At 59.9% G+C, this 16367-nt stretch carries 15 protein-coding genes and 2 pseudogenes; 11 read left to right on the forward strand and 6 right to left on the reverse strand.

Annotated elements, in window-relative coordinates:
• Window positions 1-16: 16 nt before the first annotated feature.
• Both antB and antA read right to left on the reverse strand, forming a co-directional pair.
• Window positions 17-508 (reverse strand): anthranilate 1,2-dioxygenase small subunit, encoded by a 492-nt coding sequence (antB, locus tag AACY30_RS07025; RefSeq protein WP_339420524.1) that lies wholly within the window; start codon window positions 506-508, stop codon window positions 17-19.
• Window positions 508-1899 (reverse strand): anthranilate 1,2-dioxygenase large subunit, encoded by a 1392-nt coding sequence (gene antA / locus AACY30_RS07030; RefSeq protein WP_339540061.1) that lies wholly within the window; start codon window positions 1897-1899, stop codon window positions 508-510. The genes antB and antA overlap by 1 nt, the downstream gene beginning before the upstream one ends.
• A 311-nt stretch (window positions 1900-2210) precedes the next feature.
• Between antA and AACY30_RS07035 the strand changes: the two genes are divergently transcribed.
• The gene (locus AACY30_RS07035; RefSeq protein ID WP_339540062.1) at window positions 2211-3191 is read left to right on the forward strand and encodes an AraC family transcriptional regulator; all 981 of its coding nucleotides are present in this window, start codon (window positions 2211-2213) and stop codon (window positions 3189-3191) included.
• Window positions 3192-3254: 63 nt separating this feature from the next.
• Here AACY30_RS07035 and AACY30_RS07040 read toward each other — a convergent pair whose 3' ends face one another.
• Window positions 3255-4130 carry a LysR family transcriptional regulator gene (locus AACY30_RS07040; RefSeq protein ID WP_339420527.1) on the reverse strand — a complete coding sequence of 292 codons (876 nt, stop codon included), beginning with the start codon at window positions 4128-4130 and terminating at the stop codon, window positions 3255-3257.
• A 114-nt stretch (window positions 4131-4244) separates the two neighbouring features.
• Here AACY30_RS07040 and AACY30_RS07045 point away from each other — a divergent pair, with 114 nt between their 5' ends.
• From AACY30_RS07045 to catA, 3 genes are read left to right on the forward strand one after another with little or no spacing between them, the layout of a single operon-like run.
• Window positions 4245-5372, forward strand: coding sequence for a muconate cycloisomerase family protein (locus AACY30_RS07045; protein WP_339540063.1), 1128 nt, complete (start codon window positions 4245-4247; stop codon window positions 5370-5372).
• Between the two features lie 12 nt (window positions 5373-5384).
• Window positions 5385-5675, forward strand: a complete 291-nt coding sequence (catC, locus tag AACY30_RS07050) for a muconolactone Delta-isomerase (protein WP_065874670.1) — start codon at window positions 5385-5387, stop codon at window positions 5673-5675.
• 41 nt (window positions 5676-5716) lie between these two features.
• On the forward strand, window positions 5717-6646 hold the full coding sequence (gene catA / locus AACY30_RS07055) for a catechol 1,2-dioxygenase (RefSeq protein WP_339540064.1): 930 nt from the start codon (window positions 5717-5719) through the stop codon (window positions 6644-6646).
• Window positions 6647-6757: 111 nt separating this feature from the next.
• Here the strand turns inward: catA and AACY30_RS07060 are convergent, their stop codons facing one another.
• Entirely contained in the window at window positions 6758-7231 is a 474-nt protein-coding gene (locus AACY30_RS07060; RefSeq protein ID WP_339437464.1) for an Lrp/AsnC family transcriptional regulator, read from the reverse strand.
• Between the two features lie 144 nt (window positions 7232-7375).
• On the opposite strand from AACY30_RS07060, the gene kynU reads away from it, so the two are divergent.
• Together kynU and AACY30_RS07070 are read left to right on the forward strand one after the other, a co-directional pair.
• Entirely contained in the window at window positions 7376-8626 is a 1251-nt protein-coding gene (gene kynU / locus AACY30_RS07065) for a kynureninase (protein ID WP_339540065.1), read from the forward strand.
• Between the two features lie 137 nt (window positions 8627-8763).
• The gene (locus AACY30_RS07070; RefSeq protein ID WP_339540066.1) at window positions 8764-10170 is read left to right on the forward strand and encodes an amino acid permease; all 1407 of its coding nucleotides are present in this window, start codon (window positions 8764-8766) and stop codon (window positions 10168-10170) included.
• On the opposite strand, the pseudogene AACY30_RS07075 reads toward AACY30_RS07070, so the two are convergent.
• Window positions 10116-10715 (reverse strand): annotated as a pseudogene (locus AACY30_RS07075) (LysR substrate-binding domain-containing protein); the annotation flags it as partial. The gene AACY30_RS07070 and the pseudogene AACY30_RS07075 overlap by 55 nt on opposite strands.
• Between AACY30_RS07075 and AACY30_RS27360 the strand changes: the two are divergent.
• The 4 genes and pseudogenes from AACY30_RS27360 to AACY30_RS07090 form a co-directional block, all read left to right on the forward strand.
• A pseudogene (locus AACY30_RS27360) lies at window positions 10699-10776 on the forward strand (sulfite exporter TauE/SafE family protein); the annotation flags it as partial. The pseudogenes AACY30_RS07075 and AACY30_RS27360 sit on opposite strands and share 17 nt — an antisense overlap.
• A gap of 60 nt (window positions 10777-10836) precedes the next feature.
• Window positions 10837-11733, forward strand: a complete 897-nt coding sequence (locus AACY30_RS07080; protein ID WP_339437461.1) for a LysR family transcriptional regulator — start codon at window positions 10837-10839, stop codon at window positions 11731-11733.
• Between the two features lie 103 nt (window positions 11734-11836).
• Window positions 11837-12730, forward strand: coding sequence for an NAD-dependent epimerase/dehydratase family protein (locus AACY30_RS07085; protein WP_339470636.1), 894 nt, complete (start codon window positions 11837-11839; stop codon window positions 12728-12730).
• A gap of 200 nt (window positions 12731-12930) precedes the next feature.
• Entirely contained in the window at window positions 12931-14376 is a 1446-nt protein-coding gene (locus AACY30_RS07090) for a SulP family inorganic anion transporter (RefSeq protein ID WP_339470637.1), read from the forward strand.
• Between the two features lie 4 nt (window positions 14377-14380).
• On the opposite strand, the gene AACY30_RS07095 is transcribed toward AACY30_RS07090, so the two are convergent.
• Entirely contained in the window at window positions 14381-14761 is a 381-nt protein-coding gene (locus AACY30_RS07095; protein ID WP_339470638.1) for a lysozyme inhibitor LprI family protein, read from the reverse strand.
• 248 nt (window positions 14762-15009) lie between these two features.
• On the opposite strand from AACY30_RS07095, the gene AACY30_RS07100 reads away from it, so the two are divergent.
• Window positions 15010-16359, forward strand: a complete 1350-nt coding sequence (locus AACY30_RS07100) for a GntT/GntP/DsdX family permease (protein ID WP_339540067.1) — start codon at window positions 15010-15012, stop codon at window positions 16357-16359.
• Window positions 16360-16367: the final 8 nt, after the last annotated feature.

The following is a 16367-nucleotide window of genomic DNA, read 5'->3' on the forward strand; positions in this document are numbered from 1 at the left end:
GCAGCTGTGGAGGTGTTCACAGGTGATAGAAGTCCAGCACCGAGTTGATGGTGTCGTTGAGCAGCAACGCGTGCTTGCGCGTAATCAACCAACTGTCGCCATGGGGCTTGAGGCTGTAGGTGGCATGCCCGTAAAACTGCTCCGAAGTGGCCAACCGACAAAACAACGTGTGCCAGTTCAGCCGCACTTCCAGCATGCCATCCGCCTGCTCGGCGATGCGTACGTTGTTGATCAGGTGAACGGTACGCGGCATGGGTGTCGCCGACGCGGCTTTGCCCGTGCGCAACCGGAACACGCGGTCTTCCAGGCCCGAACGGTTGGCGTAATAGATCAACGACATCTCGCGCTTGGGGTCGCGGGTGTAGACGTGTTCCGAGTCCCATTGCGGCAGGTGGAATTCACTCTGCGGATCGAACAGTTGCACATAGGCATCCCAGTCCTGGGCGTCGCACAGCTCGGATTTGCGGTAGAAAAACTGCTCTATCTGGTATTGCAGGTGCGCGTTCATCATTCCACCTCCCGCAGTTTCAGCGCTTGCCGGTCCAGGCCATCCAACAGAAATCGCTGCCAGTTGCGGTGCTGGTTCACGTAGAGGCCTTCGTGGGTGAACTCGGTGCCGGTCATGGCCGGCTGGATGCCGATGGCTTCGCTGTTGGGCGTTGGGCCGCTTTCCCAGCGATGGCTGCCGCGCGAGATATCGCTCCAGCGCTCCAGCCGGCCCTGGAAACCGCGCTGGGCTTCGCGAAACTCCACCAGGTCGTCCGGCGTGCCCATGCCCGAAACGTTGAAAAAATCTTCAAACTGACGAATACGGTTTTCGCGGTCGGCGTCGGATTCGTTTTTCACCCCCAGGCACTGGCTGATAATTTCGGTCTTGTTCCACGCCACCGGCCGGATAATGCGCAGTTGCGAGCTGATCTGGTCGAGGAAGAACAGGCTCGGGTAGATGTTCAGGTTGCGCAGGCGGTGCATCATCCACTCGGCCTTTTGCTGGCCGTGCTCTTCGACCAGGCGCGGCATGATGGTGGCGTAGCCGGAACGTACGCTGGGGTTGGGCATGTCACTGAACAGCAGGCTGTGGCCGTTGTTGAAGGCGAACCAACCGTCGTCGGTATTCGCGTCGCCGGCGCCGAGTTTGCTGTAGTCCAGAGTGGTGCCGGACGCGCTGCCGTTCTCGGTATTCACCTGTTGGCGGTGCTGCACCGTGGCCACGTAGTTGTAGTGCACGGTGCTGACGTGATAACCGTCCAGGCCGTTTTCGTTCTGCAATTTCCAGTTGCCATCGTAGGTGTAGGCGGACTTGCCCCGCAGCACTTCCAGCTCACCGGTGGCGGACTGGGCGACCATCATGTCGAAAAACACGTTCGCATCGCCGAGGAAGTCTTCCAGGCTGTCCGTGCCGTTCACGTCCAGGCTGATAAACACGAACCCTTTGTAGCTTTCGATGCGGGCTTTTTTCAGGCCGCGTGTGGCTTTGTCGAAACCTTCCGGGTATTCCCCTGGCGCCTTGACCTTCACCAACCGGCCATCGCTCTTGTAGCACCAGGCGTGGAATGGGCACGTGAATGTCGACTGATTACCTTTGCCGACTCGCGTCAACGTGGTGCCGCGATGCTGGCAGGCGTTGATCAGCGCGTTGAGCTGGCCGTCGCCATCGCGGGTGATGATCATTGGCTGGCGCCCGGCACGCATCGTCACGAAGTCGTGGTTGTTCGCCAGTTCGCTTTCGTGGCAGGCGTAGATCCAGTTTTTCTCGAAGATCAGTTCCATCTCCAGGTCGAACAGTTCCGGTTCAGTGAACATGTCGCGGGCGATGCGGAACACTTCATCTGCCGGGCGAAAATCCAGGCAACTGTCGATAAAGCTTTTCCATTGCTCGACGCTTCTTGCACCACTCATGGGAGGCACCTTTTTGATTGGGGCTAAACGGTGGTTCATTAGAGGCAGCGGGGCAGGGCGCGGGCTATCCACTTAATGGGGGAACCTGAGCCGGATAATTGGGCAGCAAATACCCAACCCAGTGCAGGCCGGTGACGGGATGCGCTACTGTCTGGCAGGGCAAGAGGCGAAAAAAGCCGGCTACTTATCCACATAGTCGACCGTTGCTATCCATCGGGTTGCGATACGGCAGGTGTGGCTTGGAACTTGCCTTGATCGACAGGACGCGCCGTCAGAGCGCGCAAATGCCTAACCGCCGTGGGTGCACCCTGATGAGCAGCCAAACGATTCAACGCTTCGACCTGGAAGGCGCCCGCAGCTGGATGTCCGGCATCTGCGGGCCCCATCGCCTGGCCACCGCCACGCCCGAACGCCTGCGTTTTCATCACAGCGCCAACGTGTTCAAGTCGCGCGCCACTACCTTGGGCATGATCGAATACGGCACCGACGTGACCATCGACATCGAAGACGCCGAGCACTTCAGCAGCTATAGCCTGAGCCTGCCGCTGGTGGGCGAGCAGGAATTGAGCAAGAACGGCGAGCGCCTGAGTTCCAACCGTGACCAAGGGGTGATCATCTCGCCTAACGAGCACCAGGTGCTGGCGATTTCCGGTGACTGTCGCAAGTTGCAGGTGGTGATCACGCGCGCAGCGATGAGCGAGTCCCTGGAAGGGTTGCTGCATCGGCCGATTGAGGCGCCGTTGCGCTTTGAGTCGTTGATGGACGCGGTGGACGGCGCTTCAGCGTCATGGTGGCGCATGGCGCGTTACTTCATTGCGGAGCTGGAACACGGCAGCGAGTTGTATGAGCAGGCTGCGTTCACCCGCGACCTGGAAAGTTCGTTGATTAAGGGCCTGATCCTGGCCCAGCCGAACAATTACTCCGAAGAACTGCGCGACGTATTGGGCGTGAAACTGCCGCACTACCTGATCCGTGCGCGCCAGTACATCCACGACAACGCTCGCGAAGCCGTGCATCTGGAAGACCTCGAAGCGGCCGCAGGGGTGTCGCGGTTCAAGCTGTTCGATGCGTTTCGTAAGTATTTCGCACTGTCGCCGATGGCTTATTTGAAGAAGTACCGACTGAGTTCGGTTCGCCAGGAAATCCTTGAGCATGGCTCCACTCGCACCATTTCCGAAATCGCTCTAGGTTGGGGGTTTACTCATCTGGGCCGGTTTTCAGCCGAATACCGAAAACTGTTCGACGAGTCCCCCAGCCAGACCCAGCAGCGCAAGCGCATGCGCAGTATCTGAAGGCAATGAACATCAAACTGTGGCTTGCCTGCTCCCACATTGGATTCTCAGTGTTTGGGAGGCTCAGATCAGTTCTTCCACCAGGTGCAGGCAATGATTCAGCCCCGGCGACTGATCATTCACCCGTCGGCTGAGGATGATCGGCGACGTCGCCGTGGCTTCCACAATCGGCGTGTAGCCAATATCCGCCCGGTGCAGCACCTGCACCGAAGCCGGCACCAACGTCACCCCCATCCCGGCCCCGACCAGCCCGATAGCGGTCTGCAGTTCGTTGGTCCACTGCGCCACTTTGAGGCTCAGGCCATGGGCGTCGAACAGCGCAATCACATGGTCGGCATAGCTGGGGCGCGGGTTGCCGGGGTAAAGCACAAACGGCTCGGCGGCGAGTTGAGTGAGGGTGGCGGGCGCGCCCAGCAAGGGGTGACCGGCGGGCAACACGGCGACCAGCCGGTCCTGCACCAGCACACGCTGGACGATGGCCGGATCGTCGATACGAATCCGCCCGAACCCCACATCAATCCGCCCAGCCTTGAGCGCCTCGACCTGCTGCAAGGTGGTCATCTCCGACAGCCCCAATTCCAGCTCCAGCGCCTCGTGACTGCGCAATCGCCGAATCAATTCAGGCAGCACGCCGTACAAGGTCGAGGGTGCAAAACCGATACCCAGCCAGGTCTTTTCACCCTGGCCGATGCGGCGCGTGTTGTCGCAGACTTTGTTCAGTTGCTCCAGCAGCACATTGGCGTGCTCATAGAAGAACCGCCCGGCCTCGGTCAGCCGCAGCGGCCGGCCACGCTCCAGCAAAATCACGCCCAGCTCATCCTCCAATTGCTGGATCTGCCGACTCAACGGCGGCTGGGCGATGTGCAGACGTTCGGCGGCGCGGGTGAAGTTCAGGGTTTCTCCCAGCACCTGGAAATAGCGCAAGTGACGCAGTTCCATGACGGCTCCTTTCATACCTTTGGGGTATTGGTCGAGACTAATTCTATATTGGAAGCCTCGAAAGATGCGGAACAGAATCGGCTCAACTCTAAAAATAACCCAACGGGTATAGTCATGCCGATTTGCGCCATTGAGTCGATCGACACTGTCATCGTCGACCTCCCCACTATTCGCCCGCACAAGTTGGCGATGCACACGATGCAAAACCAGACGCTGGTGATCATCCGCCTGCGCTGCGCCGACGGCATCGAAGGCATCGGCGAAGCCACTACCATTGGCGGCCTGAGCTACGGCAATGAAAGCCCCGACAGCATTAAGGTCAACATCGACCGCCATTTCGCACCGCTGTTGATTGGCCAGGACGCGAGCAATATCAACGCGGCCATGTTGCGCCTGGAGCGCAGCATTCGCGGCAACACCTTTGCCAAGTCCGGTATCGAAAGCGCCTTGCTCGACGCGCTGGGCAAACGCCAGAACCTGCCGGTCAGCGAGTTGCTCGGCGGCCGTGTGCGTGACGCGTTGCCGGTGGCCTGGACCCTGGCCAGCGGCAACACCGAAAAGGACATTGCCGAGGCAGAAAAGATGCTCGACCTGCGCCGCCACCGCATCTTCAAATTGAAGATTGGTGCGGGCGAAGTCAGCCATGACCTGGCCCATGTGATCGCGATCAAAAAGGCCCTTGGCGAGCGTGCCAGTGTGCGTGTCGACGTCAACCAGGCGTGGGATGAAGCCGTGGCACTGCGGGCATGCAAGGTGCTCGGCGACAACGGGATCGACCTGATCGAACAACCGATCTCACGCAATAACCGTGGCGGCATGGCGCGGCTCAACCTGTCGAGCCCGGCGCCGATCATGGCCGATGAGTCCATTGAGTGTGTCGAGGATGCCTTCAACCTGGCCCGCGAAGGCGCGGCGTCGGTGTTCGCCCTCAAAATCGCCAAGAACGGCGGCCCCCGTGCGGTGTTGCGCACTGCTGCGATTGCCGAGGCGGCGGGTATTGGCCTGTACGGCGGTACCATGCTCGAGGGCGGTATCGGCACCCTGGCTTCTGCACATGCCTTTCTCACGCTGAACAAACTGGCGTGGGACACCGAACTGTTTGGTCCGTTGCTGCTGACCGAAGACATCCTCACCGAGCCACCGGTTTATCGCGATTTTCAGCTGCATGTCTCCAACGCACCGGGCCTGGGCCTGGCCATTGATGAGGAGCGCCTGGCGTTCTTCCGTCGTGACAAACACTAAGAGGCGTCTGCCATGTTGTTCCACGTAAAAATGACCGTGAACCTGCCCGTCGACATGAACCCCGAACGTGCAGCCAGCCTCAAGGCCGATGAGAAAGCCTTGGCGCAACGCCTGCAACAAGACGGCAAATGGCGCCACCTGTGGCGCATCGCCGGGCACTACGCCAACTACAGCGTGTTTGACGTCGACAGTGTGCAGGAACTGCACGACCTGCTGATGCAACTGCCGCTTTACCCCTACATGGCTATCGAAGTGAATGCCTTGTGCCGGCACCCGTCGTCGATCCATGAGGATGACCGCTAGGTCGATTTTCAAACTAATAACTACAAGATGAGGAATGCACCATGTCCATCCGACTGTCCCAGACTGCCTATGCCCAACAGTTTCTCGAAGAAGCCAGCGGCAACCTTAACGACCGCGGCAATCCGCGCACTAAATCGCTGATCTACCGGATCCTGCGTGACGCCGTGAACATCATCGAAGACCTGGAGGTGACCCCGGAAGAGTTCTGGAAGGCCGTCAACTACCTCAACGAACTGGGCAAAAACCAGGAAGCCGGTTTACTTGCCGCCGGGTTGGGCCTGGAACATTACCTGGACCTGTTGATGGACGCCGCCGATGAAGAGGCCGGCAAGTCCGGCGGTACCCCGCGCACCATCGAAGGCCCGTTGTACGTGGCCGGGGCGCCGTTGTCGAAGTACGAGGCACGGCTGGATGATGGCAAGGATGATGCGGTGCCGCTGTTCATGCGCGGGCAGGTGCGTGACATCGATGGCAAGCCGGTGGCGGGGGCGATTGTGGATGTGTGGCAGGCCAACACCGCGGGTACGTATTCGTGGTTCGACCCGACGCAATCCGAATTCAACCTGCGCCGTCGCATCGAGACCGATGCCCAGGGCAACTACCGTTTTCGCAGCATCGTGCCGTCGGGTTACGGTTGCCCGCCGAGCGGGCCGACCCAGCAACTGCTCGATCAACTCGGGCGTCACGGACAGCGGCCGGCGCATATCCACTTCTTTATCTCGGCGCCGGGGCATCGGCACCTGACCACGCAGATCAACCTGTCGGACGACCCGTACCTGCATGATGATTTTGCCTACGCCACGCGGGATGAATTGATTGCGCAGATTCGCTTCAGTGACGACCCGCAACTGGCGCGCGGGTTTGGCGTGGAGGGTCGGTTTGCGCAGATTGATTTTGACTTTGAATTGCACGTGGCTGACGCGCCGGTAGAGCAAAAACGCATGCAACGCGTACGCGCTTTGGAAGATTAAACGCGGTTAAAAATGTGGGCTTGCTCGCGAATGCGGTATCTCAGTCAATATATTCGGCGACTGATACACCGCATTCGCGAGCAAGCCCGCTTGGGTTCTGGGGTGTTACGGTTATTTGCGGATGACCAGATCCAGCACCTCATCCCGATCCTTGATCTTCTGCAACACAATCTCCGAACGGATATCCATCACCCCCGCCGTGCGGTTCAAGTGGTTCACGATAAAGTCGGAAAAGTGCTTCAGATTCCTCGCCTGCACGCGCAGCACATAGTTGCTGGCACCCGTGATCACATAGGCACTGGCGACTTCCGGCCAGCCCTGCACCTTCTTGATAAACGTCTCATGCCAATCTTCCACGTCCTGGCGCAACGACAGGTGGACGATGGCTTCCAGCTCGATTCCCAATTGCTCGGCATTCAGCACTGCGCGATAGCCGCTGACGATTCCCTCACTCTCCAACAGGCGCAAACGGCGTAGGCAGGCGGAAGGCGACAATGCAACTTTTTCCGCCAGCTCCTGGTTGCTGATACGACCATCCTGTTGCAGGAAATGCAGGAGGCGCAGGTCGGTGGCGTCAAGAATCATGGTTAGAATAAATCCGCGTGTTTGGGGGTTAAATTCGAATTTCCTACAGCTTAATTAGCCTGTTACCCACCACTTTGCACGAAAATTCTCTAAAACTTCGTTCATTATTTGGTCCATTCTCACTTATAAAAGCCAGGACAACCCATGACCACTCGAAGCCATTGCCAAGCCCTCGATGCCCAGGATTCGCTGGCAGCGTTGCGTCGTCAGTTCGCCTTGCCTGAGGGCGTGATCTACCTCGACGGCAACTCCCTCGGCGCGCGTCCGGTGGCGGCGCTGGCGCGGGCGCAGGCGGTGATTGCCGAAGAATGGGGCAATGGCCTGATTCGCAGCTGGAACAGCGCCGGTTGGGCGGACTTGTCCCAGCGCCTGGGCAACCGCCTGGCGCCGCTGATGGGTGCGCATGACGGCGAAGTGGTGATCACCGATACCACCTCGATCAACCTGTTCAAGGTGCTCAGCGCGGCGTTGACTGTGCAACGTCAACGCCAGCCTCATCGCAAAGTGATCGTCAGCGAAGCGAGCAACTTTCCTACCGATTTGTACATTGCCGAGGGCCTGGCCGAGCTGCTGCAGCAAGGTTATTCCCTGCGCCTGGTAAACAGCCCGGAAGAGTTGCCCCAGGCCATCGATGAGGACGTGGCGGTGGTGATGCTTACCCACGTCAACTACAAAACCGGCTACATGTACGACATGCAGTCGCTGACCGCCCTGAGCCATGAATGTGGCGCGTTGAGTATCTGGGACCTGGCGCATTCGGCAGGTGCCGTGCCCATCGACCTGCATCAGGCGGGTGCCGACTATGCGATTGGCTGCACCTACAAATACCTTAACGGTGGCCCGGGCTCCCAGGCGTTTGTGTGGGTCAACCCGGCGTTGGTGGATGTGGTGCGTCAGCCGTTGTCCGGCTGGTTCGGGCACAACCGCCAGTTCGCCATGGAGTCGACTTACGCACCGAGCGCAGGCATCGCGCGTTACTTGTGCGGCACCCAGCCGATTACCTCGCTGGCCATGGTGGAATGCGGCCTGGAGATTTTTGCCCAGACCGACATGGCGAGTCTGCGCAGCAAATCCCTGGCCCTGACTGACCTGTTTATTGCCCTGGTCGAGGCCCGTTGCGGCGCCCACGGTCTGGAACTGATCACCCCGCGTGAGCACGCCAGGCGCGGCAGTCATGTGAGCTTTGAACACCCCGAAGGCTACGCGGTGATCCAGGCCTTGATCGCCCGTGGAGTGATCGGCGATTACCGTGAACCGCGCATCATGCGCTTTGGTTTTACCCCGCTGTACACCAGCTTTACCGAGGTATTCGATGCGGTGGAAATCCTCGGCGACATCCTCGACAACCACACCTGGGACCAGCCGCAATACAAAGTCCGAAACAGCGTCACTTAAGCACAACCCAAATCCAATGTGGGAGCTGGCTTGCCTGCGAAGACGGTAGTGAATTCACCATCGCCATCGCAGGCAAGCCAGCTCCCACAGGGTTCAGCGCCAGCAACAACCCTCACAATAATAAAGGGGCACACCACGTGACCACGCCAGACAACGGCTTTGCAGAGATCACCCACCGCGAACTGGGCCTGCGGCGCCAGCTCACTTGCGGCCAGATGAGCATGATCGCCATCGGTGGCGCCATCGGCACCGGGCTGTTCATGGGCAGCGCCTACGCCATCGGTTATGCCGGGCCCAGTGTGCTGGTGAGCTACGCCATTGGTGCGTTGATCACCTTGCTGTTGATGGGCTGTCTGGCGGAAATGACCGTGGCGCATTCCACCTCGGGCTCCTTTGGCGCCTACGCCGAGTTCTATATCAGCCCGCTGGCGGGCTTTCTGGTGCGGTATGCCTACTGGGCAGCGATAGTACTGGCGGTGGGGGCCGAGGTCACGGCGGTGGCGATGTACATGAAGTACTGGTTCGCCAACGTACCGGAATGGGTGTGGATCGTGTCGTTTTCCAGCGTGTTGATTGTGCTCAATGCGATCAGCGTGAAGACCTTCGGCAACTTCGAATACTGGTTCTCGACGATCAAAATCAGCGCGATCGTCGGCTTCATTATTCTCGCGGTGTACGTAGTATTCGGCTCCGGTAACCCGGACTACGGGGTGCAGAACTACACCGCCCATGACGGCTTTTTTCCCCATGGCTTGAGCGGCATGTGGATCGCGGTGATCGTGTCGATCTTCAGCTACTTGAGCGTGGAGATGATCGCGGTGGCCGCCGGTGAAGCGGCGGACCCGCAACAAGCAGTGAAGAAAGCGTTCCGCGCCACCATCGTGCGCCTCGTGGTGTTTTACCTGCTGACCCTGGCGCTGATGCTCGCCATCGTGCCGTGGAACCAGGCCGGGCAAACCCAGAGCCCATTCGTCACAGTGATGCAGACCATCGGCATTCCCGGCGCCACCGGGGTAATGAATTTTGTAATCCTGATTGCGGCGCTGTCGGCCATGAACAGCCAGCTCTACATCACCACGCGCATGATGTTCAGTTTGTCCCGCGCCGGCTTTGCGCCCAAGTCCATGGGCGCCTTGAGTAAGAGCGGCATTCCGTTGAACGCATTGTTGCTGTCCAGCTCGGGCATCGCCCTGGCGACGTTGCTCAATGTGGTGTACCCGGAAAGCTCGTTCACCCTGATGATGGCGATTTCGATGTTTGGCGCGATCTTCACCTGGTTCATGATCTTCCTCACGCACCTGTTTTTCCGGCGCTATCGCACGCTTCACGGCGGGCCGACGTTATCCTTCCAGATGCGGTTGTTCCCGTACAGCACCCTGCTGGGGCTGGTGCTGATGGGCGCGGTGATGATCACCACCTATTTCACCGAGGCGTTCAAGATGACGTTGGTGTTTGGTGTGCCGTTTCTATTGATTCTGTCGGCGGTTTACTACGGGTTTTTCCGCAAAGGCAGGGCCAAGGCGTCGAACAAGGCTTTGGCGTAGCCCGGCAGCTGTTCGAACGAGCGCGCACATAGCAGCAGCTTTCGGCAGGCCCAATCCTCTTGCAACGGTTGGGCCTTGAAGCGACGTTCCGGCTGCCCACGCTCCAGTGCGGCCTGGGGCACGATACCCAGGCCGGCGCCACCGGCGACCATGCGAATGACGCCATCAAAACCCTCGGCACGGATGCGCGTCTGCAAGCGAAAGCCTGCGTGCAGCGCCTGTTCTTCCAGGTACACCGACAGCGCGCTGTTGGCGGCGAGGCCTACGTAGTCGTGTTGCAGGCTGTCGATGAAGCTCACGTGTTGCGTCGTCAGTGGATGATCCAGCGGCATGATCAGCGCCAGCGGATCGTCACGAAACGCCAGGGTCTGCAGGCCGTGGGTGTCTACGGCGTCGGAAATGATCCCAAGGTCCGCCGTGCCCTGACGCAAGGCCTGGGTAATGCGCAGGCTCGGAAGCTCTTGCAGGTCGATATCGAGGTTGGGGTGCTCGCGCAAAAAGTCCGCCAGCAACTCGGGTAAGTATTCGCTGAGGGCGGTGCTGTTCAAACGCGTATTTTTCATCGGCATGGCGCTATTGGGCGGTCACTTGCTGATCAGTGGTTAAAGGCGCAACAGTTCAATCTCTCGGTGTAAGCTGCTGCGAACGGATAAGAGAGAACGACGTGTGAAAGCCCGATCCGATGAGCTACAGATCTTCGTCAGCGTGATTGAGTGCGGTTCGATTTCCGCCGCCGCCGAACAGGTCGGGTATACGCCCTCGGCGGTCAGCCGCACCTTGTCGCGCCTGGAAGCCAAGCTCGACACCACGCTGATCAACCGCACTACGCGGCGCATGGACCTGACCGAGGAGGGCAAGTACTTCTTCGAGCAGGCCAAGGTGATCCTGGCGCAGATGGATGAGCTGGAGGAACGCCTGTCGTCGCGCCAGAAAAAGCCCGCCGGGCGTCTGCGCATCAATGCCGCCGTGCCGTTCATGCTGCATGGCATCGTGCCGTACATCGCCGAGTTTCGCAGCCTCTACCCACAGATCCAGCTGGAGCTGAACAGCGATGATCTGATTATCGATTTGCTTGAGCAAAGCACCGACATCGCCATTCGCATCGGCGCCCTGGCCGATTCCACCCTGCATGCACGAGCCCTTGGCAGTACGCCGCTGCATATCCTCGCCAGCCCCGACTACCTCAAGCAATACGGCACACCGTCCACGGTCACCGAGTTGGCGGACCACACCTTGCTGGGGTTCACCCAGACTGAAACCCTCAACCACTGGCCGCTGCGCCATGCAGACGGTGACCGCTGGCTGATCCAGCCCAGCGTGGCCGCCTCCAGCGGCGAGACCGTGCGCCAGTTGGCGCTGGAGGGCCAGGGTATTTGCTGCCTGTCGAACTTCATGACCGGCGCCGACATCGACGCCGGGCGCCTGGTGCCGGTGCTGGAAGCGTTCAACAGTGGCTATCGCCAACCAATCCACGCGGTGTTCTACCGCAACTCGCAACTGGCGTTGCGCATCCAGTGTTTCCTCGACTTTATCCAGGCCAAGCTGGCGCGGTATGCGCGCTGATTCGTGACTCTTGCGCAAGAGTGAATTGGGTAAACGGGGCTTATTCGTCATGGATCAGCCCGTGATACTGGCCCCATCACTTATTCAGTCAGGAGCACTCTCCATGAACGTATTCGTCACCGGCGCAGCCGGTTTTATCGGTGGTTCCATCGCCACTGGCCTGGTCATGGCCGGCCACACCGTTACCGGCCTGGTGCGCAGTGCCGAACAAGCCGCCGAGTTGACCGCCCTGGGCATCACCCCGGTAATCGGCACCTTGGATGACAGCGCCGTGTTGACCGAGCAGGCGCAAAAGGCCGATGCGGTGATCAATGCCGCGAGCAGCGACCATCGTGCGGCCGTTGAAACCCTGCTGGCAGCATTGAAGGGCTCGAACAAGCCGTTCCTGCACACCAGCGGTTCAAGCATCGTCGGTGATGCGTCGGGTGGCAAAGGCAGTGATGTCATCTACTTCGAAGACAACCTTCCTGAGCCGACTGTCGATAAAGCGGCCCGTGTCGCCATCGATAACCTGATCCTGGCCGCCGCTCAGGACGGTGTGAATTCGGCAGTGATCTGCAATACGTTGATCTACGGCCACAGCCTGGGCGTGAAGCGCGACAGCGTGCAATTGCCGCGTCTGCTCAAGCAAGCCCGCAAGAGCGGGGTGGTGCGTCATGTGGGCAGCGGGCAGAACATGTGGTCCAACGTGCACATTGAAGACGTGGTTGCGCTGTACTTGCTGGCGCTGGCCAAGAATGTGCCAGGCACTTTTTACTTCGTTGAAAGCGGCGAGGCGTCGTTTATCGACATGACCACGGCCATTGCCGAAGCCTTGAAACTGGGTAAACCGCAGGATTGGCCACTGGCCGACGCCGAGGCCGAGTGGGGCTATGAAATGGCGAATTATGGTTTGGGCTCCAACAGCCGGGTGCGGGGCAAGCATGCCCGTGAACTGTTGGGCTGGGCGCCGAAGCGGACTTCCGTTGTGGAGTGGATTCGCCACGAGAGGGTGTGATGTTCGCTTGAGACCGAGCTGCTGCCTTCGCGAGCAAGCCCACACATTTGACTGCATTCCAACGTTGAAACTCGGTCAAGTGTGCGCGGGCTTGCTCGCGAAAGGGGCCACTCGGTCCGTCTGGTTCACCCGAGACTGGCCCCGCCGCGCTCAATTCCGTACCATTCCCCGCCTTATCCCCCGCATTACCCTGGTACCTCATGAACCTCACCCGTCTGCGCGCTGATGCCCTGGCTGGCCTCACCACCTCTTTTGCGTTGCTGCCCGAATGCATCGCCTTTGCCCTGGTGGCCCATCTCAACCCGCTGATGGGGCTCTACGGCGCTTTTATCATCTGCACCCTCACGGCGTTGTTTGGTGGTCGACCCGGCATGGTGTCCGGTGCGGCAGGCTCGATGGCTGTCGTGATTGTTGCGTTGGTGGTGCAACACGGCGTGGAGTATCTGCTGGCCACGGTATTGCTGGGCGGGTTAATCATGGTTGCCTTCGGCCTGCTGCGCCTGGGCAAGCTGGTGCGCATGGTGCCGCACCCGGTGATGCTCGGCTTCGTCAACGGCCTGGCGATTATCATCGCCCTGGCACAGTTGGAGCATTTCAAAAGCGGTGAAACCTGGCTCAGCGGTACGCCGCTGTACGTGATGGCCGGCCTGGTGCTGGTGACCATGGCCATCGTCTACCTGCTGCCGCGCATCACCCGCGCCGTGCCGCCCGCGTTGGTGGCGATCCTCGGCGTCGGCCTGGCGGTCTACCTGCTTGGCCTGCCAACCCGCACCCTTGGCGACATGGCCCACATCGCCGGTGGCCTGCCAACGTTCGCGCTGCCGCAAATCCCCTGGACCCTGGAAACCCTCGGCATCATCGCGCCCTACGCGTTCCTGATGGCGATGGTTGGGCTGTTGGAAACCCTGCTCACCCTCAACCTCACCGACGAAATCACTGAGACCCGTGGCTACCCCGACCGCGAAAGCGTGGCCCTTGGCGCAGCGAATATGGTTTCGGGCCTGTTCGGCGGTATGGGCGGTTGCGCGATGATCGGGCAAACCGTGATCAATCTCAGCTCCGGCGGGCGCGGGCGTTTCTCCGGGGTGTTTGCCGGGGTGATGATCTTGCTGTTCATTCTGTTTCTGTCACCGTTTATCGAGCGGATTCCGCTGGCGGCGCTGGTGGGGGTGATGTTTGTGGTGTCGCAACAGACTTTCGCCTGGGCGTCGCTGCGCGTGATCAACAAGGTGCCGCTCAATGACGTGCTGGTGATTATCGCGGTGACGGTGATCACCGTGTTCACCGACCTGGCCACGGCGGTGCTGTGCGGCATTGTGATCGCAGCGTTGAATTTCGCCTGGCAACAAGCGCGCGAGTTGTATGCCGATGAGCATCTGGAGGCCGATGGCAGCAAGCTCTATCGCCTGCACGGCACGCTGTTCTTTGCCTCGACCACACCGTTCCTGAATCAATTCGATACGGCCAATGATCCGGACCGGGTGACACTGGATTGCCGCCACCTGAGCTTTGTCGATTACTCGGCGATTGCTGCACTGATGACCCTGCGCGAGCGCTACACCAAGGCTGGCAAGCATCTGCGGGTGCTGCATTTGTCCGAGCGCTGCAAGAAGTTGCTCAAGCGCGCCCGGGTACATCATGAGTAAGTGATCAAGGCCCGACCAGGGTTTCCAGTTCCTGGGCGCGGGTCTGGGTCATGTCCAGCATGCAGCCGGTACCGTTGACCTGGTCGATGGTGCCGCCGGTGGCGGACCCTGCGAAGGCGCAATTGGCGTCACGGTACTTTATCCACAGGCGCTGCACGTCTTGCAGTTGTTGCTTGCGCGCGCCTTTCTGGGCGGCGAGGGCGGTTTTGTAGGCCTTGTTCAGGCGCGTGTCCTGGACCTTGGCTTCTTTGACGTTGCAACTGACCATTTCTACGGTCGTGTTGGCGCCGTCCATGCATTTTTTCAAGGCCGCGTTGTCGGCGGCTGAAGCAGTGCCACACAGGGCTAGAAGCACGGCACCGGCAGCAAGGGATGTGCGAATCATGGTCGATATTCCTGGGCTTAAAGGGATGTGCATTCTATGACTCAAGCGCTCGCGCTGAGTTTCCAGCCTTTTCTGAACCTCATGTAAGAACACCCCCCGAGTTTTCATGTACGGCTGTCGCGCATACCCCAACGCGACAGCGCTTACCCGTGGGCGAAAATCACTTTCATAGCATTTGAAAATGCCCTTCGGTAATGATTTATGAGTTTCACAACCAACTCGACGTGACCCTTTCCGAGGAGTACCGCATGGCCGCATCACCGGGCTTCGGGCTATTGGCATACGCTGCCATCGCCATCATTGCTTTGATCGTGCTGATTGCACGTTACCGGCTCAACCCGTTTATCGTCATCACCCTGGTGTCCATCGGCCTGGCGCTGATGGCCGGGATGCCGGCGGATACCATCATGGGCTCGTACGAGGCGGGCGTCGGCAAGACCCTGGGACATATTGCTTTGGTGGTGGCACTGGGCACCATGCTGGGCAAGATGATGGCCGAGTCTGGCGGTGCCGAGCAGGTGGCGCGCACGCTGATCAACCGGTTTGGCGAACGCAACGCGCACTGGGCGATGGTGTGCATCGCGTTCCTGGTGGGGCTGCCGCTGTTTTTCGAAGTCGGTTTTGTGTTGCTGGTGCCGATCGCCTTTACCGTAGCGCGGCGCGTGGGCGTGTCGATCCTGATGGTCGGCTTGCCGATGGTCGCCGGTTTGTCGGTGGTGCATGCGCTGGTGCCGCCGCACCCGGCGGCGATGATGGCGGTACTGGCGTACAACGCCTCGGTAGGGCAGACCGTGCTGTATGCGATTTTGATCGGCATTCCCACGGCAATCATTGCCGGCCCGGTCTATGCCAAATTCATCGTGCCGCGTATTCATCTGCCGGCGGAAAACCCGCTGGAACGCCAGTTCATCGAGCGCGAACCGCGCACGCGCCTGCCGAGCTTCGCGCTGACCATGGGCACTATCCTGTTGCCGGTAGTGTTGATGATGATTGGCGGCTGGGCCAACGTGATTTCCACCCCGGGCACGGGCTTTAATCAATTCCTGCTGTTTATCGGTAACTCGGTGATCGCGTTGTTGGTGGCGACGTTGGTCAGTTTCTGGACCTTGGGCCTGGCCCAGGGCTTCAACCGCGAGTCAATCCTCAGGTTTACCAATGAGTGCCTGGCGCCGACCGCCAGTATCACCTTGCTGGTGGGGGCGGGCGGCGGGTTGAATCGAATCCTTGTGGACGCTGGCGTCACCCACGAAATCCTCGGGTTGGCCCATGCCTTCCATCTGTCGCCGCTGGTGATGGGTTGGCTGTTCGCTGCACTGATGCGTATTGCTACAGGCTCTGCCACTGTCGCTATGACCACCGCCTCCGGCGTGGTGGCGCCGGTCGCCATGGGCCTGGGTTGTCCACACCCCGAATTGCTGGTGCTGGCCACCGGCGCGGGTTCGGTGATCTTTTCTCACGTTAACGACGGCGGCTTCTGGCTGATCAAGGAATACTTCAATATGACGGTGATCCAGACCTTCAAGACCTGGACCGTGCTGGAGACATTGATCTCTCTTGTCGCCTTTGGTCTGACGTACGGTCTGTCCTGCATTTTGTAACCCGGAGA

Origin of the sequence: Pseudomonas sp. RA_5y_Pfl1_P24, from assembly GCF_963970945.1 — a bacterium.
Lineage (GTDB): Bacteria > Pseudomonadota > Gammaproteobacteria > Pseudomonadales > Pseudomonadaceae > Aquipseudomonas > Aquipseudomonas tritici.